Raw genomic sequence first — 22,156 nt, forward strand, 5'->3', positions numbered from 1 at the left:
CGTAGGGTGCGCATTCATGCGCACCTGGTTTTTCACAATTAAACAATACCCTGGCTGCGCAGGTAATCTTCATAGTTACCCGTGAAGTCGATAATACGATCGGCTTTCATCTCCATCACGCGGGTAGCCAGCGAGCTCACAAACTCACGGTCGTGCGAGACAAAAATCAGGGTGCCTTCGTACATCTCCAGCGCCATGTTGAGCGACTCGATCGATTCCATATCCAGGTGGTTAGTCGGTTCATCCATGATCAGGATGTTTGGCTTTTGCATCATCAGCTTGCCAAACAGCATGCGACCCTTCTCACCACCGGACAGCACCTTAGCGGGCTTGTTGATCTCGTCGTGACCAAACAGCAGACGACCAAGAATACTGCGCACCGCCTGCTCGTCATCGCCTTCCTGCTTCCACTGGCTCATCCAGTCGAATACCGTCAGATCGTCAGCGAAGTCTTCCGCGTGATCCTGGCCGTAATAACCAATGCGCGCATTCTCAGACCATTTCACTGTGCCGCTATCCGGCGTATGTTCACCGACCAGCGTTTTCAGCAGCGTAGTTTTACCGATACCATTGGCACCGAGAATCGCCAATTTCTCGCCGACTTCTAACATCAGGTTGAGTTTATTAAACAGCGGACCGTTATCAAAACCTTTGGTCAGCGCTTCAACTTCCAGCGCATTACGGAACAGCTTCTTATCCTGATCAAAACGGATAAACGGGTTTTGACGGCTGGAGGCTTTAACTTCTTCCAGCTTAATTTTATCAATCTGTTTAGCACGCGAAGTCGCCTGACGCGATTTAGAGGCGTTGGCGCTAAAACGGCTAACAAACGATTGCAGATCGGCAATTTGCGCTTTCTTCTTGGCGTTATCCGATAATAAACGTTCGCGTGACTGGGTAGCCGCGGTCATATATTCGTCATAATTACCCGGATAAACGCGCAGTTCGCCGTAATCCAGATCCGCCATGTGCGTGCACACCATATTCAGGAAGTGACGGTCATGCGAAATGATGATCATGGTGCTGTTACGTTCGTTGAGCACTTGCTCCAACCAACGAATGGTATCGATATCCAGGTTGTTGGTCGGTTCATCGAGCAACAAAATATCAGGATTGGCAAATAATGCCTGCGCTAAAAGGACACGCAATTTCCAGCCCGGCGCAATTTCGCTCATCGGACCGTAATGCTGCTCCACAGGAATGCCAACACCCAGTAATAATTCACCGGCACGTGATTCTGAACTGTAACCGTCCATCTCGCCGTATTCGACTTCAAGGTCGGCCACTTTATAGCCTTCCTCTTCGCTCATTTCTGGCAATGCATATATACGGTCACGCTCTTGCTTCACTGCCCACAATTCATTGTGGCCCATGATCACGGTGTCCAGCACACTATATTGCTCGAAGGCAAATTGGTCCTGACGTAACTTACCGATACGCTCATTTGGGTCGAGGGAAACATTTCCACCCGTTGGCGCCAAATCGCCGCCCAGTATTTTCATAAAGGTAGATTTACCGCTGCCGTTCGCACCGATTAAACCGTAACGATTACCGCCGCCAAATTTAACGGAGATATTTTCGAACAGCGGCTTACTGCCGAACTGCATGGTGATATTGCTGGAAACTAACACGGCATTGACCTTTGTTACGCAGTGGAGGAAAAAACAGCGGGCATTATGCCAGAAGCGGGCACCCGGACGCCACCTCTGCGCCAGAGGCAGACGTTACGTTGGGCTAAAGGTGTTGTTGCTCATAAAGAAATAAAAACAACAAAAAAGCCGGGGGCATTTGCCCCCGGCTCCCACTTACAAGGATTGTGCGGATTATTTGATCAGGAAAGTGTCGAGGCTTTTACCTGAATCCAGCGCTTTTTTAATCGCTGCTGGTGTACGGCCCTGACCGGTCCATGATTTTACTTCACCGTTTTCGTCGGTGTAGGAATATTTTGCCGGGCGTGGTGCACGCTTAGCGCGTTTTTTACCAACTTCCAGAGCGCCCAGTAATTCGTTCGGGTCAATACCATCAGCCAGCAGCATTTCGCGATATTTAGACAGCTTCTCTTCTTTTTCGCGGTTCTGCGCTTCTTCAGCGTTTACTTCGTCACGACGTTCAGTCACGACAACCGTTAATTTTTCCAGAATTTCTTCCAGATCGCTCAATGGCAGTTCACGAGCCTGCGCACGTAATGTGCGAATGTTGTTCAGAACTTTAAATGCGTCACTCATCACAATGTCCTTGCTTAAGGGGGTTAAATAAACTGTAGTGGCAAGATTACCTAATTCAAATAAAAAAATAAATTAATTTTATTGCCCGGATTAATCTGAAGTTGCTTACATATTTCTTACGTTAGGGTTTAAAACGCGGATAACCGCTTTAATTAACCCTGAATTAACAACCGTAATGTGTTCCATATGTAGCAACTGGAATCGATTTCAAAGCAATATTCCCAGGTAATAAACAATCATTTAGCGGCTATTACGCGCTGCAGCATTAGTGAGCATAATGGTAAGCAAGGATTAATGGTGTAACGTAAAACCCGTTTTCATCACGGATTATTATATTGCCCGGGATGAGAGAAGAATCTCATTTTTTCATATCGTGCCGATAAAAAAAGCCGGTGTTTAACCGGCTGCTAAGGGAAATTAATGCACTTCCGTTGCGGGACCAAACACAGAATAGTCTGGCAAATTGACGTTTTGATAAGGTTCCCAGCCACCGCCCAGCGCTTTATATAACGCCACTAAATCAAGTGCACTTTGCATCCGCGCCTGCGTCGATTGCGCTTTAGCTTGCGCCAGTTGTCGCTGCGCATCTAATACATCGAGGAAGGTGGAAATACCCTGACGATAACTGTCGCTGGCCAAATCAAATGCACGTTGCAGTGCGCCGGTGGTTTCATCCAGCGCTATAACCTGCTGCTGATCGGCGCGATAACTGACCAACGCGTTCTCCACATCCTGCAGCGCAGTTAATACCGTTTGCCGATAATCGAGCGCCGCGCTGGCTTGCTGCGCGCGCGCCAATTTTACGCTGGACACTAAACGGCCGCCCTGAAAAATTGGAATCGACAGCGACGGACCAACGCTGAAGAAGTGGCTGCTCCAGTCATCCAGATAGCTGGCATCGGTATTTCGCACGCCCAGTTGCCCGGTGAGCGACAAGCTGGGGAACAGCTCGGCAACGGATACGCCAATATTCGCGGTCTGCGCATGCAGTGTGGCTTCAGCCTGGCGAATATCCGGACGTCGCCGCGCCAGCGTCGACGGAATGCCCACCGGCACCAATTTCGGCAAATCAGGCAGCGGTTTTTTGCTCATCAGCTCGTTATCCAGCGCGCCCGGTGTTTTACCCAGTAGCACCGCCAAACCGTTCATTGCCTGCAACTGCTGCGCCTGATATTGCGGCAGCTGCGCATTCAGCGAGGCTAATTGCGCGCGGGCATTTTCCACATCCGTGGTCGGCGCTAAGCCGTTTTGCTGCTGGCTCTTTGTCAGTTCCCAGGTTTGCTGCGCGACCTCAATTTGCTGCTGCAAGGTCGCCAGCACCGCCTGCGAACCGCGCAATTGCAGATAGGCGCGCGCCACTTCGGCTTCCAGCGAGACCAGCGCATCGTTGCGTTGCTCAATGGCCGCCTGCTGCTGCGCATCCGCGGCTTCCATCTGGCGGCGTACTTTGCCCCATAGATCCAGCTCCCAGCTGGCGTCAAAGCTGCCCTGATACAGGGTGACAGAATGGTCTAAACCGTTGAGCTGGCTGGCGACATCGCTATCAACCTGGTCATAAACGCCGTTGGATTTCAGCAAGCCTTTTAAACCGAGCTGCTGACGGGTCACTTTTGCCGAGCCGTTAAGCGAAGGGAATAACCCACCGCGCGCCTGCGCCAGCTGCTCACGCGCCCCGGCAATACGCAGCACCGATTGTTGCAGCGTTAAGTTGCCGGCAATAGCGCGCTCAATCAGGCTATCAAGCTGCGGATCGTTAAAGCTTTTCCACCACAGCGGATTGGTTGCTGCCGCCAGCGGCTTAGACGCTTGCTGTGAAGGCAAATCATGGTAACCGCCAGGTGTGTGCGCCTGCGGCGGCTGATAATCAGGTCCTACGGCGCATCCGGCCAGCAACAGTGACAGCGCCAGCAACGTCAGTGACGGCGTAGAGCGCGAAAACTTACTCATTTTAATGTGCTCCTGCACTGCCTTCGCTCTTGATCGGCGAAAGCAACCAACAAAATGGAATCAATAGCAACGCCACGATACTCAGGCCCGTAAATACGTCGATGTACGCCAGAATACGGGCCTGCGCGATCATCTCCTGGTAGAGCTGCCCGCTCGCCAGCACCAGCGGATCGCCCACTGCGGTGGTGAAATTACGGATCGAATCAGCCCAATGCTGCAGCGTGAGATTGTAAGGCTCATTGAGCGGCGACATGTTGTGCACCATGGTGGCCGATCGCGTCTGCATGCGTTCGGTAATGCCCGCCGTCGACAGCGAAATTCCGATCGAACCCGCGACGTTACGGAACATGGTGAACAGCGCCGACGCATCGGCGTTTAATCGCTGCGGCACGGTAATGAACGCAATGGTGGTCAGCGGCACAAACAGGAAGCCAAGGCCAATCGACTGCGCGCTGCGCATTAACACCAGCGTGGTGAAATCAACGTTGGGCGTAAGCCGGGTGGAATAGAAGAAGGCGCTGGCAAGGCAGGTGAAGCCGAATGCGATAATGTAGCGCGTTTGCACAATCGGCATCAGCTTCAGCACGATGGGTATCGTCAGCACAATCAATATCGCGCCGGGCGACAGCACCAGCCCCGACCAGGTTGCGGTGTAACCGAGATCCTGCTGCGCCAGTTGGGGAAGTACCACCGAACTGCCGTACAAAATCATCGCCATGCCCGCCATCAGCAAGCCCGCCACCCAGAAGTTACGATCCTTCATTACGCTGAGATCGACCACCGGTTTGCGTGCATACAGCAGCCAATAAATGGCGCCGATAATGCCGATCACCGCCAGCATGGCGAACAGGCGAATGAAGTGCGAGGCAAACCAATCTTCATCTTCGCCACGATCGAGGAACACCTGCAAACAGCCAAGTCCCAGCGTGATCAGGCTGATGCCAATGTAGTCGATCTTCAGGCGGCCTTTATCCCACTTGCGCTCCCACGGCGGATCTTCCAGCAGCTGGTAAATTGCCATTACCGTCAAAATACCGACTGGAATATTAATGAAGAACACCCAGCGCCAGCTGTAGTTGTCGGTGATCCAGCCGCCCAGAGTCGGACCAATCACCGGCGCGACGATAATCGCAATCGACGATAGACCAAAGGCTTTGCCGCGATCTTCCGCTTTGAAGTAATCGAGCAGCACCGATTGCTGTACCGGCTGCAATCCGCCGCCAAAAAAGCCCTGCAGGATGCGGAACAGAATGATCTGCCACAGCTCCGTCGCGATGCCGCACAGGAAGGAGCAGATGGTGAACATCACGATGCAAATCAGGAAGAACTGCTTGCGGCCAAACAGGCGGCTGAAGAACGCCGAAATGGGCAACACGATGCCGTTCGCCACCAGATAAGAGGTTAAAACCCAGGTCGATTCGTCGTAGCTGGAGGAGAGCGAACCGGCAATGTGTGGCAGCGCGACGTTCACGATGGTGGTGTCGAGGATCTCCATAAACACCGCCAGCGTCACCGTAATGGCGACCAGCCACGGATTGCTGGCCGGACGCCAGCTTTCGCTCGCACTCATTCCACTGTGACCTTCGGCTCAACCGACAAGCCCAGCGGCAGCGGATGATTGGGATCTAATCCTTTATCGATAACGATTTTCACCGGCACGCGCTGCACGATTTTCACGTAGTTGCCGGTGGCGTTTTCCGCCGGGAAGGTGGAGAAGCGGGAACCGGATCCCATCTGCACGCTATCCACATGTCCTTCCAGCTTCATATCCGGCCAGGCATCGACACTGATTTCCACTTTATTACCCGGCTTCATGCGCGCCAGCTGTGACTCTTTGAAATTGGCATTAATCCAGATTTCAGGCGAAACCAGCGAGAACAGCGCGCTGCCAGCCTGCACCAGCGTGCCGAGTTGCACGTTACGCTTGGTGACAAAGCCATCGTAAGGTGCGCGAACCTGGGTATAAGAGAGATTCAATTCGGCGGTGTTGAGCTGTGCCTGCGCCTGCTCAACCTGCTGCTCACGCGCTTCCACATTGGTTTCCTGCTGGCGGATTTGCAGCTTCACCTGAGAAGCCACTTCAACCTGCGCCTTAGCGCTTTGCAGTTGCGCTTCAGCCGAACGCAATTGCGCGGCGGCAGTATCAATATTGCGCTGTGAAGTGGCACGCGGATCAACACCGCGCTGGCGACGATAATCGGCCTGGGCGTTAAGCAAATTGGCCTGCGCTTTGGCCTGATCGGCGAGAGCTTGATCGCGCTGTGCCGGATACTGCACGCGGGACAAGGCTAACTGCGCCTGCGCCTGATGCAGCTGCGCCTGGGCCAGACCAAGCTGGGCTTTGGCCTGATCGCGCTGCGCTTCACTGTCGCGCGCATCGATCTCCACCAGCAAATCGCCCTGCTTCACGCGCTGGTTATCGCGCACCAGCAGCTTGACCACATATCCGGCTGCTTTCGGCGCGATGGTCACCGCATTGCCTTCGGTAAAGGCATCATCTGTGCTTTCGATATTGCGCGTGGTGAGCCAAAACCATAATCCCACCACGATCATAATCACCACCACAATGGCGAGAAAAATCAGAGGTTTCTTTCCGGGACGTTTACGTTCTGGTTCGTTGTTATCTTGATGGGTATTGGCGGTTTTTTGCGGATCCTGCTGATCGCGTTCAGACGGTTGATTCTGGTTTTCCATAATTTTTCATCGTAGGCAGTTGTCCCGATTCCCGGGCAAAAACGGTCAACATAACCTTAGATGGGAAATTGACAAATGCCAATGCAACTTTACACAAGCCGACATTGGCACGGTGCTAACGCATGAGGTGTAACAGCAGCCATCCGCCTAACATCGACCAGGCCAGCATCGGGATGGAAAACAAGTGGAAACGCCACCAAACGCGCGCGTCCTGCGCCATCCGCAAGGCAATCAGGTTGGCGAGCGAACCCGGCAATAAGCCAAATCCGCCGATATTCACCGCCCACGCCAGCACCTCCGACGGTGGCACTTTCTGCAAAAGCAGTATGGTGGCGGGAACGTTACTAATGAATTGCGACAAGCCAATCGCCAGCAAATAGATTCCGCCCTCGCCTAGCTGACCGATAGCGGCAAAGTGCGGCTGCAGCCAGGACAAATGCATCAACAGGAAGACATCGATAAACATCGCTACGAACACCAGCAGCAAACTCCAGTCGATGCTGATCAACACGCTGCGCGCCATGATCAGGAAACAGGCCGCCACCAGCAGCAGCGCCCAGCCGGTCATTTTTAGCTCCAGCGCGACAATAAATACGATATACAGCAGCACGCTAATCGTGAACAACGGTTTGCGCCACGCCTGAGTTTCACTCTGCTCATGCTTTTGGATCGCGCGCGCCGGGAAACTCCACCAGGTTAACGCCATCAGCGAAAGCAGTAAAAATGCCGCCAGCGGCGCCATCTGCGCAATGAAACCGGGCACGCTGAGCGTGCCGTGACTCCACAGCAGAATGTTTTGCGGGTTACCAACCGGCGTCAGTAAGGAACCCGCGTTCACTGCCAACGCTTCAAAAATGATCAGGCGCGAAATAGGCAGCCGCGAGAATTTACGCAGCGTCAGCGTGAGCGGCACCAGAATAAACAGCGCAACATCGTTGGTGAGAAAAGTGGAGAGCAACGCGGCGGCGCACACCATGAATAACGCCAATGCGCGTTCATGCTGGAAACGCTGAATCAGACGTGCGCCGAGCACATCAAAATAGCCGCTGTTTTCCAGCCCTTTGGTCAGCATCAGTAAGCCGGTGAGCGTCATGATGGTATGCCAGTCCACAGCGGAAGGCAGTTGCGACCAGCGGAAATTCGCCAGCGGCAACATGATCACACCCAACAGCAACAACAAATGCAAAATACGATCGCGCATAAAAGAACGAAGCAGATTGGGCATGATGGCGGAAGGCCTTGTAGTTAGCGATTCTCGTAGAATTTCTGGAACACGGCCAGAGTTTCATCACTGACGTGATGCTCCAGGCCTTCTGAATCACGGCGCGCGGTTTCCGGGCTAACGCCCAGCGCCAATAGGAAAGTTTCAACAATATGATGGCGGACGCGGCTCGCTTCAGCCAGCTTCTCGCCTTCGGCGGTGAGGAATACACCGCGATACGGCACTTGCTCAACCAAACCGGTGGTGCCAAGACGCTTTAACATTTTCGCCACTGTCGGCTGGGAAACCCCCAAACGTGCAGCCATATCCACCTGACGCGCTTCGCCAAATTCACGAATCAAATCAGAGATTAATTCAACGTAGTCATCGATCAGCTCACGACGATGCGCCTCGCGCACCTGACGAAATCCTTCGACATGCTCCTCTATCTCTTTTAGCGGGCCCTGGGGCATGTTGGTGGCGATTTTTGCACGACGACTCATCTAACTTCCTCTTTATTATCTGCCGCACTTTACCTGCGGTGCGGGCTGGCTGCGCCCATTGTAAACCAGGCACAAATAAGCACAAATTTTTCCTAAATAGTGTTGGCTAAAGAGTATAGCCAGTGCTATCTTTGTTGATAATGTAAGCGAATAGCTTATAAAGGCTACAAAGAAATGTCGTCATTCACTCGGGAGGTGAACATGACTACCATGAAAAACTGCCTCGACTGTGGCAAATGTTTCCAGGCTAAACAGAGCAAACCGGCTTTTGAGCTGAAATCGCTGCTCTGCCTGTTGACCCGCTCGCCGTTTGCGCTGCGCTTGATGCTGATTGAAAAGCTCACCGGCAAACAGCTGGTTGAACGTCCGTGCCCAAAACTGATCTGGCGCGGCTAACGTTCCCGACGCATACAAATTCCAATAAAGCCCGCTCATGTAGCGGGCTTTGTGTTTCTGGCGGCAGGTAAATCGTTAATCGCGCCCATAAAAAAACGGTCCCGAAGGACCGTTTATTGTGCAACTGGTCTAAGCAAGAACTTAGAAGCTGTAACCTACGCCAGCAATCCAGGTGCCAACGTCAACGTTGCGGATACGGCTCTGCTCGTAACCCACGTCAACAGCGATGTTTTCGATTGGGTTGAACTGCATGCCCGCACCGTAAGAGAAACCGTAGTCGCTGGTATCAGCTTTCTGGCGCTCTGGAGCGGTAGACTGGAATTTACCGTAGCCAACACCTACAACACCGTAGATGCTCGCCCAGTCGTTCAGACGGTAAGCTGGACCACCAGTCACACCGTAGTACTGGCCTTTATTGTAAACGCCAGCATCAGTACGATCTTTCTCGGTATAGGTGAAAGAACCGATCCAACCCAGTGGGTTAGTACCGTCTTCGTAACGATATTTCAGGTTGAAGCCGTTTGCTTTGTTAGCAACGCCTTGATAATCGCTCTGAGCGTAACCACCGGTAACGGTGCTTTGTGCCATGGCAGAACCTGCAGAAACTGCAAGTACACAAGCCAATGCTGAAAGACATGCAATTTTTTTCATAACCACCTCAAATGTGAATATACTTCTCTCCTGACAACGCTATAAATATAACAAAAAACAGCAAGAAACTCTGCCCGCATTTTGTTGTCTAATAGATTGTTTGGTGTAACAGAAAGTTAATGAAGTTTCCTATGTCATTCATTTTACTTATAAAAAGCATCATATCCCTGCAACATAAATAACGATCACAAAAAATGCCTTTAAGTAAATTCCTAAACTAACCTGACGTTTCTTTACGGAAATGGCACTAAAAATGGCCAAATTCTGACCTGTCAGCGCGTCTTATTTCCCCGATTCGCGTCTCCTTATTTGCCTGAGATTCCATTACACTGAGCGCTTGTTGCTCTGCTGTTAATAAATAAAAGGAATGGATTACAGGATGTCTGCCCCTCTGACGACCAAAAATATGGCCCCGGTGTTGTTCCCTATTGCGGTGCTGCTGATTGCCATGCTCTCACTACAGGGCGGCGCTTCACTGGCAAAATCGATGTTTTCCACCGTTGGCGCCACTGGCATTACCGCGCTGCGTCTTGGTCTTGGCACCCTGATTCTCTGCATTATCTTTAAACCGTGGCGTTTGCGCTTCACGCGCGAGCAGCGCAAACCGCTGCTGATGTACGGCTTAGCGCTGGGCTGCATGAACTATCTCTTCTATTTAGCGATTCGCACCGTGCCGCTGGGCGTTGCCGTCGGATTGGAGTTTTTGGGTCCGCTAACTTTGGCGTTGATCGGCGCGCGTCGTCCGCTTGATTTTCTTTGGGTGTTGCTGGCGGTGGCGGGTTTGTGGTTCCTGTTGCCCATCGGTGAAAGGATGAGTCATATCGATCCGCTCGGTGCGTTGCTGGCGGTAGGCGCGGGTGCCTGCTGGGCGGTGTACATCCTTGCAGGACAGCGTGCCGGCGCGGAGCATGGTCCGGCGACGGTGGCGATGGGTTCGCTGATTGCCTCGGTGATTTTTGTGCCGCTCGGCCTGACCTTTGCCGCGCCGGGCATCTGGCACTGGGAAGTATTGCCGCTGGCACTGCTGATCGCCCTGCTCTCCAGCGCCATTCCCTATTCTTTAGAGATGATGGCGCTGACACGACTGCCGGCACGCATTTTTGGTACCTTAATGAGTCTGGAACCGGCGATGGCGGCGTTATCAGGCATGTTATTCCTGGGCGAGCTATTGACGCTGAAGCAGTGGATTGCGCTGCTGGCGATCATCATCGCCTCGGCCGGTTCAACGCTCACCATGAAACAAAAAAGCGCAAAAATAAGCGAAGTGGACATTACGCATCCGCAATAAATATTCAACAATTCAGCCTGCTGCGCGGCAGGCTAAATATAGAAGCATTCTCATTATCATTTTTAACGCGGTATTAAGATTTTTCCGTTATTATTTTGCAACACGTTTAATAAATAATTAACATGCCTCACAAGCATCTGTTTTAACTGAAATAATCATCAAAATGCACAATCCCTGAGCAATATTAAGGTTTATCTATTCCTGTCATTGATTTAATCAACCCTGCAAGTTAAAAAACTGCTGCTATACTTATTTCCGTGCTTGATTAGGACAACCATCAATAAGAGGACATTAATGATGAGTACCGCAAAACTGGTTAAAACTAAATCGTCTGATCTGATTTACACCCGTAATGACGTCGCTGACAGCGATAAAAAAGCGACCATCGAGGTGCTCAACCGTCTGGTAGTGGAGTTTATTGACCTGTCGCTGATCACCAAGCAGGCGCACTGGAACATGCGTGGCGCCAACTTTATTGGCGTACATGAGATGCTGGATGGTTTCCGTACCGCCATTACCGATCATCAGGACACTATCGCTGAACGTGTAGTTCAGTTAGGCGGCGTGGCGCTGGGTACCACTCAGATCGTCAACGATAAAACACCACTGAAAAGCTATCCGTTGAACATTCATAGCGTGCAGGATCACCTGAAAGCGCTGGCCGATCGCTATGCGATTGTGGCGAATGACACGCGTAAAGCTATCACTGAAGTCAGCGATGAAGATACCGCTGACATCTTCACTGCGGCATCGCGCGATCTGGATAAATTCCTGTGGTTTATCGAATCGAATATTGAATAAATTTCAGTGTTATAACGAAGGCGGGTTATCCCGCCTTTTTTTACGTCTGTAACATTGTGGTGCTTTTTTTGACGTTGTTAACATTTCCTTAATCCCTTCTTTCGCTCTCCCCGCCCTTGGTGCACACTGTGCCTGCACCACAACAGCACCACGCACCAAAATGAAGCACCAATAAGGTGCAAAACTTTTCTTCTGCGCAAAATCGTGTCAGCAAGTGCTTAAAACTACTGATTTCGAGCAAAATGAAAAGTTGGCATAATTTTTTCATATGATAGGCCGTACATCGGGCCACCAGGCCTGAGGGGTAATAAGGAAAAAAATGATGAAGTCATTGATTAAAGTCTCCGTGGCCGCGCTGGCGCTGGCCTTCTCGCTTTCCTCCACCGCAGCAGACAAAAAACTGATCGTCGCAACCGACACCGCATTCGTTCCCTTTGAGTTCAAACAAGGCGATAAATACGTCGGTTTTGATATCGATCTGTGGGATGCCATCGCGAAAGAACTGAAACTCGATTACGCCTTCAAGCCAATGGATTTCAGCGGCATCATTCCTGCGCTGCAAACCAAAAACATTGACCTGGCGCTGGCGGGTATCACCATCACCGAAGAACGTAAAAAAGCCATCGAGTTCTCTGACGGCTACTACAAAAGCGGCCTGCTGGTGATGGTGCGCGAGAATGAAAAAGACGTTAAAAGCATTGACGATCTGAACGGCAAAGTGGTGGCGGTGAAGAGCGGCACCGGTTCGGTGGATTACGCCAAAGCGCACATCAAGTCTAAAGACCTGCGCCAGTTCCCTAACATCGACAACGCGTACATGGAGTTAGGCACTAACCGTGCTGACGCCGTGCTGCACGATACGCCGAACATCCTGTACTTCATCAACACCGCCGGTAAAGGCCGCTTCAAAGCGGTAGGCGAGTCAATTGAAGCGCAGCAGTATGGCATCGCGTTCCCGAAAGGCAGCGACGACCTGCGTGAAAAAGTGAACGGCGCCCTGAAAACTCTGCGCGACAACGGCACTTACAACACCATCTATAAAAAATGGTTCGGTACTGAACCAAAATAATTGCGGCCTGAGCCGATTTTTCCAGCAGGGAGCCTGACACTCCCTGCTTTTTACATTTCCACGCAACAGATTTTGGAGTCACACCATGGAGTTTGACTGGAGCGTCATTTGGCCTGCCCTGCCGATTTTAATCGAAGGCGCCAAAATGACCCTGCTGATCTCGGTCCTCGGCCTGGTCGGCGGTTTAATTATCGGTTTAGTTGCCGGTTTTGCCCGCGCCTACGGCGGCTGGATCACCAACAACATCGCCTTAGTCTTCATCGAACTGATTCGCGGTACGCCAATCGTGGTTCAGGTGATGTTTATCTACTTCGCCCTGCCGATGGCTTTCCCGGATCTGCGTATCGATCCGTTCAGCGCGGCGGTGGTCACCATCATGATCAACTCCGGCGCTTATATCGCGGAAATCACGCGCGGTGCGGTACTGTCGATTAATAAAGGCTTCCGTGAAGCGGGTCTGGCGTTGGGTCTGTCGCGCCGCGAGACCCTGCGTTATGTGATCATGCCGCTGGCCCTGCGCCGTATGCTGCCACCGCTGGGTAATCAGTGGATTGTCAGCATCAAAGATACGTCGCTGTTTATCGTGATTGGCGTGGCCGAACTGACGCGTCAGGGTCAGGAAATCATTGCCGGTAACTTCCGCGCACTGGAGATCTGGAGCGCCGTTGCCATTATCTATTTGGTTATTACGTTGGTGTTGAGCTTTGTGCTGCGCCGTATTGAGAAAAGGATGAAAATTCTGTGATTGAATTTAAAAACGTCTCGAAGAATTTCGGCCAGACTCAGGTTCTGCACAACATCAACCTGAAGATTAATCAAGGCGAAGTGGTGGTGATTATCGGACCTTCCGGTTCCGGTAAATCCACGCTGCTGCGCTGCATCAACAAGCTGGAAGAGATCACCACCGGTGAGCTGGTTGTCGATGGCATGAAGGTCAATGATCCAAAAGTGGATGAGCGACTGATTCGTCAGGAAGCGGGCATGGTGTTCCAGCAGTTCCATCTGTTCCCACAAATGAGCGCGCTGGATAACGTCGCCTTTGGTCCGATTCGCGTGCGTGGTACGAAGAAAGAGGAAGCGCATAAGCTGGCGCGTGAGCTGCTGGGTAAAGTGGGCCTTGCCGAGCGTGCACACCACTTCCCGTCTGAGCTTTCCGGTGGTCAGCAACAGCGCGTGGCGATTGCGCGTGCGCTGGCGGTGAAACCGAAGATGATGCTGTTTGATGAGCCAACCTCAGCGCTGGATCCCGAGCTGCGTCACGAAGTACTGAAAGTGATGCAGGATCTGGCGGAAGAAGGCATGACGATGGTCATCGTGACGCACGAAGTCGGTTTCGCCCAAAAAGTGGCTTCGCGTCTGATCTTTATCGACAAAGGCACCATCGCAGAAGATGGCAACCCGGACGATCTGATCACCAACCCGCCGAGCGACCGTCTGCGCGAGTTCCTGCAGCACGTATCCTAAGCTCTGCCATTAAACCGTCGCCCATTTTCGGCGGCGGTTTTTTACATGCACAATTTGTAGCGGCGCGATTTATCGCGCCACTACGGCAGGTACCACGATTCAATTTTCCTTTTCAAAATCTTCACCTTCCATCACTGACTATACTTCTCTCTTGTGCCGCTGCGCGAAGCTAAAGGAGAAAAGCGATGTCGTCTGCCAGCCCACCATGGCGTTCAGCCGTGTGGTTACTCTTCAGTTTGTTCACTCTATTTCTCATTCCCCCGGCGCAGGCCGTTAATCTGCCGCAGGCGGCCGTCGCAGCACAGCAGTCGCAAACCCCGGCAGCGGATGATAAAGCCGAAGGCGAACCCAGCTTAGACGAGAAAAAAGCCGCCTATGCCGCGCTGGCGAATATTCTGGATAACAATGCCTCGCGTCAGGAGCTGATCGATCAGTTACGTCAGGCTGCCAACAGCCAATCCACCAGCGACCAACCGGTGCTGGCGCCGCCGCAGGCCAATCAGGACGATCTCACGGTACTGGAGAGCGTCACCAGCGTAACGCGTGAATATGGCGGCGCGGTGGCCGCGCAGTTTGTGCAACTGCATGACAACATCACCAATGCGCCACACAAATCCTTTAACCAGCAAACCTTCTTCAACGCGCTGAAATACTTCGCTGCGCTCTCCGCCGCGGTGTTTGCATTTTACTGGCTGACACGCCGCCTGATGTGGCCGGTGTGGCGCCGCATGGGCCGCTGGGGACGCGATCAAAACCTTGAGCGCACCAAGTGGCTGCACTTGCCCGCCACTATCTTGATGGCCTTTGTGCTCGATATTGTGCTGCTAGCGCTGACGCTGTTTGTCGGTCAGATCATCAGCGACAACTATCACGACAACAACCGCACCATCGCCTATCAGCAAGGCCTTTTCCTTAACGCTTTCGCGCTGATTGAGTTCTTTAAAGCGGTGCTGCGGCTGATATTCTGCCCGCGTTTCCCTTCGCTGCGCTTCTTCCACTTAACCGATGCGCGCGCCAGCTACTGGAACACACGTTTGAGCTGGCTAAGCGGCATCATCGGTTACGGTTTACTGGTGGTGGTGCCGATTGTCTCCAATCAGGTGAATATTCAGGTGGCGGCGCTGGTCAACATGCTGATTATGGGGATCATGACCGGCTGGGCGCTGTGGCTGATTTTCCGCAACAAAAGCAACATCCATCATGAACTGTCGCGTCTTGCCGATCGCAGCTTGAGCTTCTTTGCGCTGTTCATCCGCGCCTTTGGCATGGTGTGGCACTGGCTGGCCAGCGCCTACTTTATCGCGCTGTTCCTGTTCTCGATCTTCAATCCCGGCGACAGCCTGAAGTTTATGATGTCCGCCACGGTGCGCAGCCTGGCGATCGTGGTTATCGCCGCGCTAATTTCCGGCATGCTGACGCGCTGGATTGGCAAAACCGTCACGCTGTCGCCCGACATGCGCCGCAACTATCCCGAGCTGCAAAAGCGCGTTAACGATTGGGTAAAAGCGCTGCTGAAACTGGCGCGCGTGGTCACGGTGTTTGCCACGCTGTTGCTGCTGCTCAATGCATGGAATCTGTTTGATCTCTGGCACTGGCTCACTATTGGCGCCGGCCAAAAAATGGTGGATGTGCTGATTCGTATCGTGATCATTGTGCTGCTGTCGGCAGTCGGCTGGACGTTGCTGGCAAGCCTGATCGAAAGTCGCCTCGCCTCGGATTCGCATGGCCGCCCCATGCCGAGCGCACGCACCCGCACGCTGCTGACGCTGTTTCGTAACGCGCTGGCGGTCGTAATAAGCACCATCACCATTATGATTTTACTGTCGGAAGTGGGCGTGAATATTGCGCCGCTGCTAGCCGGTGCCGGTGCGCTCGGTCTGGCGGTATCATTCGGTTCGCAAACGCTGGTGAAAGACATCATCACCGGCATTTTTATCCAGTTTGAGAACGGCATGAACACCGGTGATTTAGTCACCATTGGCCCGATCACCGGCACCGTAGAGCGCATGTCGATTCGCTCGGTGGGCGTGCGTCAGGATACTGGCGCGTATCACATTATTCCGTGGTCATCGATCACCACCTTCGCCAACTTTGTGCGCGGCATCGGCTCGTTCGTGGCAAACTACGATGTGGATCGCAGTGAAGATACCGAACGCGTTAACCAAACGCTGCAGGGCGCGGTGAAAGAGCTGCTGGAGAACCCGGAGATTCGCGGCATGGTGATTGGCGAGCCGAGTTTTGCCGGATTAGTGGGATTAACCAACCAATCCTTTACCGTGCGCGTGTCATTCACCACCCAGCCGCTGAAGCAGTGGACGGTACGTTTTGCGCTGGATGATAAGGTGAAGAAGCATTTTGATGCGGCCGGCATTAAAGCGCCGCATCAAACGGTAGCAGTGATGCAAACCGGCAGCGATATTACCTCCGCTGCCAGCTTACCGGCGTTGCCGCCGGCGCAATGAGGTTAGCGTTTCAGCTGTTTGGCGCGCGTCGCCGGCGGCTGGAACGTCCAGGCGATAAAGCGGCTCTGCTTCTGACCTTGCGCCATTTCGATGATGCGCACTTCATAAGCATCGAGATCGCGCAGTTGGTCGCGCAGCGTCGGTAAATTCTCTTTGCGCGAGACCAGCGAGGTGAACCAAATAATGGCGTCTGAGTGCGTCACGCTTTCAGCGATCATTTGACCAACGAACTTGCGCTCGCCGCCGTCACACCACAATTCGTTGTGATGGCCACCAAAATTGAGCGGCGCATTTTTGCCTAAGCCAAGGTTGCGCGTTTTGCGCTGACCCACGCTGGCCGCCTCTTCCGCAGATGAATGGAAAGGCGGATTGCACAGCACCGCATCATAGCGTTCATTTTTATGCACCACGCCGGCGAAAATCGCCGAGGCCTCTTTTTGCCGACGCAGACGCACGCCGCGCTGCAAGCCCGGATTACTCGCCACAATCTGCCCGGCCACGGTAATCGCTTCGGCGGTGATATCGGTGCCGGTGAAGCGCCAGCCATATTCGGCGTTGCCAATCAGCGGATAGATGCAGTTCGCGCCGCAGCCGATGTCCATTACATCCAGATCGCGTGGAACCACGCCGCCGTTGTCGCTCGCCAGCAGATCGGCCAGCGCATGCACGTAATCGGCACGGCCCGGCACCGGCGGCGTCAGATAACCTGCAGGTAACTGCCAGTTGAGGTTGTAGAACAGCTTCAGCAGCGCCTGATTCAGCAGCATCACCGCTTCAGGATCGGCGAAATCCACCGACAACTCGCCGTAGCCGTTGGGACGCACTTTCACCGCCAGCGGCGGATGGGCTGCGGTCAGAGCAGCAAAATCATAACGGCCCTGGTGGCGGTTACGCGGATGGAAAGGTGACGTGGCGGCTGGCTTGTTCATAGTTTCTCCGGAAAATAGCGCGGGCGTAAGATACTCTGGCTAGCGGCATCGCACAATGCGCTTAATCGAATTCACCGTATTAGATGAGATTAGTGCACCACACTCAGGTTCTCTTATAAGGATGGTTATGACTCGTCAGCGTTACTCTTATCAGCCCCGCGCGGGACACGGTTTGCCGCACGATCCGTTGAACGCCATCGTCGGCCCTCGCCCAATCGGCTGGGTCAGCTCGCAAAGCGCCCGCGGGGTTCGCAATTTAGCGCCCTACAGCTTCTTTAACTGCTTTAACTATCATCCGCCGATTATTGGTTTTGCCAGCAGCGGCTGGAAAGACAGCGTACAAAATATCTTAGAGACCAAAGAGTTTGTCTGGAATCTGGCCACGCGTCCGCTAGCCGAGGCGATGAATGAGAGCTCCGCATCGGTGCCGTCCGAACAGGATGAGTTTGCGCTGGCGGGATTAACGCCGCTTGCAGCGTCACACGTCAATGTCAGCATGGTGGCGGAAAGCCCGGTGAATTTTGAGTGTAAGTTGACGCAGTTGATTCAGTTGCAGGATGCCCAGGGCCAGCCGATTGATAGCTGGCTGGTGCTGGGCGAAGCGGTCGCCATTCATATTGATGAAGCCCTGCTGGAAGAGGGTATTTATCAAACGGCCAAAGCACAGCCAATCCTGCGTGCCGGAGGCCCGTCGGCCTATTACGGCATCAGCGAAGAACTGCGTTTCGATTTGGTGCGCCCGGACGCTCGCCGCTGATCCTTGGTCAGGTCGCCGTAAATGGCGACCATGTTACAAACCGCTCTTCAACACCTCTACCGCCCGCGCGATCTCCGGTGCCAGCCAGCGGTCTTCCTGCCAGTTGGCAACCACCGCGCGCAAGCGTCGCAATGCCTGCGCCGTTCCCTGCGCCAGCTGCTCTTCGCCGTGGAAATCCAGCGCCTGCGCCGCCAGCAGATACTCGATCGCCAGAATCTGCCACACGTTGCCCACCAGCTTCAGCAGCTTCAGCGCCGCGCCGGTGCCGAGGCTGAGATGATCCTCCTGCAAACCCGAGGTCACATAGTTATCCAGCACCGCCGGCTGCGCCAGCTGGCGATTCTCCGCACAGAGTGACGCCGCCACATACTGCGCAATCATCATGCCGGAGTTAACGCCCGGCTGCGCCACCAGAAACGCTGGCAAGCCGCTCACCAGCGGATTGACTAAACGATCAAGCCGCCGCTCGGCGATACTGCCGATTTCCGCCATGGCAATCGCCAGCAGATCCGCCGCCATCGCCACCGATTCGCCGTGCGGGTTAGCCTGCGACACTACGCGCCAGTTATCCGCCGTGCCGAGCACCAGCGGATTATCGGTGCAGGCATTGAGTTCGGTTTCAATCTGGCGCGCCGCGTGATCGAACTGATCGCGGCTGGCGCCATGTACCTGCGGCATGGATCGCAGGCTGAGCGCATCCTGAGTGCGAATGCCAACGCTGGTCGTCAGCAGCGGGCTATCACTCAGCAATGCGCGTAAGCGCTGACCGCTCAGCTGCATGCCCGGACTGGCTTTCAGCGCGATCACTTCGGCATCAAAGGCCACCCGCTGTCCACGCAGCGCCTCAAAACTCATCGCACCGGTGACATCGGCCCAATCCAGCAAACGCGCCGCATCATCCAGCGCCAGGCAGGACAAGCCGGTCATGCACGGCGTGCCGTTGACCAGGCTCAAACCCTCTTTGGCCCCCGGACGATAAGGCTGTAATCCCGCCAGCGTTAACGCCTGCGCCGCGGGCATGATCTGGTTTTGATACTCCACGTCGCCGACACCAATCAGCGCCAGACCGATATGCGCCATATGGCTGAGGTAGCCGACCGAACCCTGCGACGGCACCTGCGGCGTTATCTGCTGATTGAGCAGCGCCAGCAGATGCTGCACCAGCGCCACCGACACGCCCGATTTGCCGTGGCTGTAATTGGCAATCGCCGCGCACAGAATGGCGCGCGCCTGCTCACGCGTCAGCAGCGGCCCCACGCCACAGGCGTGACTCAGCAGCGTATTGCGCGACAGCTGGCTGAGCTGATCTTCCGGCAGCGTGATGTTGCACAGCGCGCCGAGGCCGGTATTGATGCCGTAAGCGATCTGGCCGCTGGCGACAATCTCATCGACAATCGCGCGCCCCTGCGCAATGCGCTGCCAGGCGCTGACGCTCAAACTGAGTTCCGCGTTGTGCCGCGCCACCTGCACCAGCTCTTGCCAGGTTAAGGGGCTGTCGCCCCATACGATGGTCATGCTGGCTGCTCCGCGCCGTGATGGCTGGAGATAAACTGCTTAAAGCGCTGCGATCCCTGCTCGCCAAACATCTCTTCCGGCGCGCCCTGACAATCAATGGTGCCCTGATGCATAAACACCACGCGGTTGGAGACGTTGCGCGCAAAGCCCATTTCGTGCGTCACCACCAGCATGGTGCGCCCCTCTTCCGCCAGGCTGCGCATCACTTTCAGCACTTCGCCCACCAGTTCTGGATCGAGCGCCGAAGTCGGTTCATCAAACAGCATCACTTCCGGATCCATCGCCAGCGCGCGGGCAATCGCCACGCGCTGCTGCTGGCCGCCCGAGAGCTGCGCCGGGTAGAAATCTTTGCGATTGAGTAAGCCAACGCGATCCAGCAATTGCTCTGCCTGGGCGATGCAGCTTTTCTTGTCGCGCTTCAGCACATAGTGCGGCCCTTCAATGACGTTTTGCAGCACCGTCATGTGCGACCAAAGATTAAAGCTCTGGAACACCATGCCAAGGCGTGAACGCAAACGCTCAATCTGTTTCGGATTGGCCGCCAGCTGATGGCCGCGCGCATGGCGTTTCATCTCAATGGTTTCGCCGCCGACGCTCACCACGCCAGCATCCGGCGTTTCCAGCAGGTTGATGCAGCGCAGCAAGGTACTTTTGCCCGAGCCGCTGGCGCCAAGAATCGAGATGACATCGCCTTGATGCGCCTGTAGCGAAATGCCTTTCAGAACTTCCATCGCGCCAAAGGATTTATGGATATCAGTGGCGGATAAGGTAACGGGTGATGTGGAATGCATATTACTCTCCGGCAAGCGGTTTAACGGCGGGCATCGGCTTTTTTGCGACACGATGCGCCGGGGTCAGACGGCGCTCTAACAGCGCGTACAGCTGGACGATAATAAAGTTGAGAATCAGGTAGATCGCCGCCGCACAGACAAACACTTCCATGGTGCGATAGGTACGCTGAATGATCTGCTGCGCCACGCCAGTCACGTCCCACACGGTGACGAGGCTGGCGAGTGCGGTGGATTTCACCAGCAAAATCGCTTCGGTGGAGTACGCCGGCAACGCATAGCGCAGCATGATCGGCGCGATAATGCGGCGCAGCAGCAGCCAGCGCGACATGCCGCAGGCGAGACCAGCTTCCACTTGTCCAGCCGGCACGGCGAGCAGCGCTCCACGCAAAATCTCAGCGGTGTAAGCTGCCGTACAGAGTGACAGCGCCAGTACCGCGCAGATAAATGGCTCGCGCAGGAACGGCCAGACGAAGCTGTGGCGGATCACGCCAAACTGGCCAAGACCGTAATAGATGAGAAACAGCTGAATCATCAGCGGCGAGCCGCGAAACACCAGAATGTAGCCGCGTGCGAAGCCGCTCAGCACCCGCCAGCGGCTCATGCGCAGTGACAAAATGCCAATCGCTAATATGCCGCCGCAGATAAAGGCGCTGATAAACAGGCCAAGCGTCACCGGCAGCGCGGCGCTCAGCTTGAGGAAGGTATCCGAGAGAAAAGCGAAGTCGATCATGCTGCTGCTCCTTAATGCTGCGCCGCAGTGCGACTTTGCCACGCGCGACCAAGGCGCGACTCTGCCCGACGAAACGCATGATTAGACACCAGCGTCAGCACCAGATAACAGGCAGCGCCAACCAGATAAAACGTGAAGTAATCGCGCGTGGATCCCGCCGCAACCTGGCTGGCGCGCATCAGCTCGACGATGCCGGTGACCGACACCAGCGCCGAGTCTTTCAAGCTCATCTGCCACACGTTCGACATGCCCGGCAGCGCGTAACGCACCACCTGCGGCAGCAGAATGCGTTGCGCGATGCGCCAGCGCGGCATGCCAATCGCCACCGCCGCTTCCACTTCGCCTTTGGCCAGCGCCAGACGCGCCGCACGATACACTTCACCCTGGTACGAACCCGAGATGAGCCCGATGGCCAGCGCCCCAATCAGGAACGGCGGCGCTTCGATAAAGCCATCTGCGCCGAACATCTGCCCAACCAGCGTAATCAGGCCGGATCCACCAAAATAGAACAGGTAGATCACCAGCAGTTCCGGGATGCCGCGAAACACCACCGAATAGCCTTCACCCAACCAGCGCAGCCAGCGCTGAGGCGATAATTTGGCGGCCGCCACACCGGAACCGACCACCGCACCAATCATCAGCGCCACCAGCGACAGCAGCAGCGTGGTACAGGCGGCGCTCAGGATCAGGCGGCCCCAACCATCAGCACCAAAACTCAGCAGGCTCATCATCT

The 22,156-nt window shown here is 54.5% G+C and carries 21 protein-coding genes; 8 read left to right on the plus strand and 13 right to left on the minus strand.

All coding sequences use genetic code 11. From position 1 onward, the window contains the following. Positions 1-38: 38 nt before the first annotated feature. From IB226_RS17310 to mntR, 7 genes are all read right to left on the minus strand, one after another. Positions 39-1,631 (minus strand): ABC-F family ATPase, encoded by a 1,593-nt coding sequence (locus IB226_RS17310; RefSeq protein WP_064741202.1) that lies wholly within the window; start codon positions 1,629-1,631, stop codon positions 39-41. 192 nt (positions 1,632-1,823) lie between these two features. Continuing rightward, positions 1,824-2,225, minus strand: coding sequence for an H-NS family nucleoid-associated regulatory protein (locus IB226_RS17315; RefSeq protein ID WP_101761007.1), 402 nt, complete (start codon positions 2,223-2,225; stop codon positions 1,824-1,826). 417 nt (positions 2,226-2,642) lie between these two features. Next, positions 2,643-4,172 carry an efflux transporter outer membrane subunit gene (locus tag IB226_RS17320; RefSeq protein ID WP_192236556.1) on the minus strand — a complete coding sequence of 510 codons (1,530 nt, stop codon included), beginning with the start codon at positions 4,170-4,172 and terminating at the stop codon, positions 2,643-2,645. Between the two features lies 1 nt (position 4,173). After that, complete coding sequence (locus IB226_RS17325) at positions 4,174-5,742, minus strand: DHA2 family efflux MFS transporter permease subunit (protein ID WP_110865813.1); 1,569 nt, start codon at positions 5,740-5,742, stop codon at positions 4,174-4,176. Next, positions 5,739-6,866, minus strand: coding sequence for an HlyD family secretion protein (locus tag IB226_RS17330; RefSeq protein ID WP_176970930.1), 1,128 nt, complete (start codon positions 6,864-6,866; stop codon positions 5,739-5,741). Before IB226_RS17330 ends, IB226_RS17325 begins: the two co-directional genes overlap by 4 nt. Positions 6,867-6,981: 115 nt before the next feature. Continuing rightward, positions 6,982-8,091 (minus strand): SLC13 family permease, encoded by a 1,110-nt coding sequence (locus IB226_RS17335; protein ID WP_137385455.1) that lies wholly within the window; start codon positions 8,089-8,091, stop codon positions 6,982-6,984. A gap of 20 nt (positions 8,092-8,111) precedes the next feature. Further along, a complete protein-coding gene (gene mntR / locus IB226_RS17340; RefSeq protein WP_101761012.1) occupies positions 8,112-8,570 on the minus strand; it encodes a manganese-binding transcriptional regulator MntR in 459 nt (152 codons plus the stop codon). Between the two features lie 201 nt (positions 8,571-8,771). Between mntR and IB226_RS17345 the strand changes: the two genes are divergently transcribed. Next, positions 8,772-8,966: a hypothetical protein gene (locus tag IB226_RS17345; RefSeq protein ID WP_192236557.1), complete on the plus strand. Its 195-nt coding sequence runs from the start codon at positions 8,772-8,774 to the stop codon at positions 8,964-8,966. 141 nt (positions 8,967-9,107) lie between these two features. On the opposite strand, the gene ompX is transcribed toward IB226_RS17345, so the two are convergent. Next, a complete protein-coding gene (gene ompX, locus IB226_RS17350; RefSeq protein ID WP_176970932.1) occupies positions 9,108-9,617 on the minus strand; it encodes an outer membrane protein OmpX in 510 nt (169 codons plus the stop codon). Positions 9,618-9,996: 379 nt separating this feature from the next. Between ompX and rhtA the strand changes: the two genes are divergently transcribed. The 6 genes from rhtA to ybiO all read left to right on the plus strand — a co-directional run bounded on the left by rhtA (position 9,997) and on the right by ybiO (position 16,701). Then, positions 9,997-10,905, plus strand: a complete 909-nt coding sequence (gene rhtA / locus IB226_RS17355; protein ID WP_192236558.1) for a threonine/homoserine exporter RhtA — start codon at positions 9,997-9,999, stop codon at positions 10,903-10,905. A 297-nt stretch (positions 10,906-11,202) separates the two neighbouring features. Beyond that, positions 11,203-11,706 carry a DNA starvation/stationary phase protection protein Dps gene (gene dps, locus IB226_RS17360; RefSeq protein WP_036620516.1) on the plus strand — a complete coding sequence of 168 codons (504 nt, stop codon included), beginning with the start codon at positions 11,203-11,205 and terminating at the stop codon, positions 11,704-11,706. 322 nt (positions 11,707-12,028) lie between these two features. Beyond that, complete coding sequence (glnH, locus tag IB226_RS17365) at positions 12,029-12,775, plus strand: glutamine ABC transporter substrate-binding protein GlnH (protein WP_036647919.1); 747 nt, start codon at positions 12,029-12,031, stop codon at positions 12,773-12,775. An 85-nt stretch (positions 12,776-12,860) separates the two neighbouring features. After that, positions 12,861-13,520, plus strand: a complete 660-nt coding sequence (gene glnP, locus IB226_RS17370; protein ID WP_007887744.1) for a glutamine ABC transporter permease GlnP — start codon at positions 12,861-12,863, stop codon at positions 13,518-13,520. Continuing rightward, positions 13,517-14,239: a glutamine ABC transporter ATP-binding protein GlnQ gene (gene glnQ / locus IB226_RS17375; RefSeq protein ID WP_110865810.1), complete on the plus strand. Its 723-nt coding sequence runs from the start codon at positions 13,517-13,519 to the stop codon at positions 14,237-14,239. Before glnP ends, glnQ begins: the two co-directional genes overlap by 4 nt. A 185-nt stretch (positions 14,240-14,424) precedes the next feature. Further along, a complete protein-coding gene (ybiO, locus tag IB226_RS17380) occupies positions 14,425-16,701 on the plus strand; it encodes a mechanosensitive channel protein (protein WP_192236559.1) in 2,277 nt (758 codons plus the stop codon). Between the two features lie 2 nt (positions 16,702-16,703). Here the strand turns inward: ybiO and rlmF are convergent, their stop codons facing one another. Then, on the minus strand, positions 16,704-17,630 hold the full coding sequence (gene rlmF / locus IB226_RS17385; RefSeq protein ID WP_192236560.1) for a 23S rRNA (adenine(1618)-N(6))-methyltransferase RlmF: 927 nt from the start codon (positions 17,628-17,630) through the stop codon (positions 16,704-16,706). A gap of 127 nt (positions 17,631-17,757) precedes the next feature. Here rlmF and IB226_RS17390 point away from each other — a divergent pair, with 127 nt between their 5' ends. Further along, positions 17,758-18,387 carry a flavin reductase family protein gene (locus tag IB226_RS17390; protein ID WP_192236561.1) on the plus strand — a complete coding sequence of 210 codons (630 nt, stop codon included), beginning with the start codon at positions 17,758-17,760 and terminating at the stop codon, positions 18,385-18,387. 33 nt (positions 18,388-18,420) lie between these two features. Here IB226_RS17390 and hutH read toward each other — a convergent pair whose 3' ends face one another. Genes hutH through IB226_RS17410 form a run of 4 tightly spaced genes read right to left on the minus strand, consistent with a single transcriptional unit; the run spans position 18,421 to position 22,154 of the window. Beyond that, positions 18,421-19,902, minus strand: a complete 1,482-nt coding sequence (gene hutH / locus IB226_RS17395; protein ID WP_192236562.1) for a histidine ammonia-lyase — start codon at positions 19,900-19,902, stop codon at positions 18,421-18,423. Beyond that, positions 19,899-20,693, minus strand: coding sequence for an ABC transporter ATP-binding protein (locus tag IB226_RS17400; RefSeq protein WP_192236563.1), 795 nt, complete (start codon positions 20,691-20,693; stop codon positions 19,899-19,901). The genes hutH and IB226_RS17400 overlap by 4 nt, the downstream gene beginning before the upstream one ends. 1 nt (position 20,694) lies before the next feature. Then, on the minus strand, positions 20,695-21,423 hold the full coding sequence (locus IB226_RS17405; RefSeq protein ID WP_192236564.1) for an ABC transporter permease: 729 nt from the start codon (positions 21,421-21,423) through the stop codon (positions 20,695-20,697). Between the two features lie 11 nt (positions 21,424-21,434). Beyond that, positions 21,435-22,154, minus strand: a complete 720-nt coding sequence (locus tag IB226_RS17410) for an ABC transporter permease (RefSeq protein WP_101761023.1) — start codon at positions 22,152-22,154, stop codon at positions 21,435-21,437. Positions 22,155-22,156 lie beyond the last annotated feature (2 nt).

Source organism: Pantoea sp. PNT03, assembly GCF_014852515.1.
Taxonomy (GTDB): domain Bacteria; phylum Pseudomonadota; class Gammaproteobacteria; order Enterobacterales; family Enterobacteriaceae; genus Pantoea; species Pantoea leporis.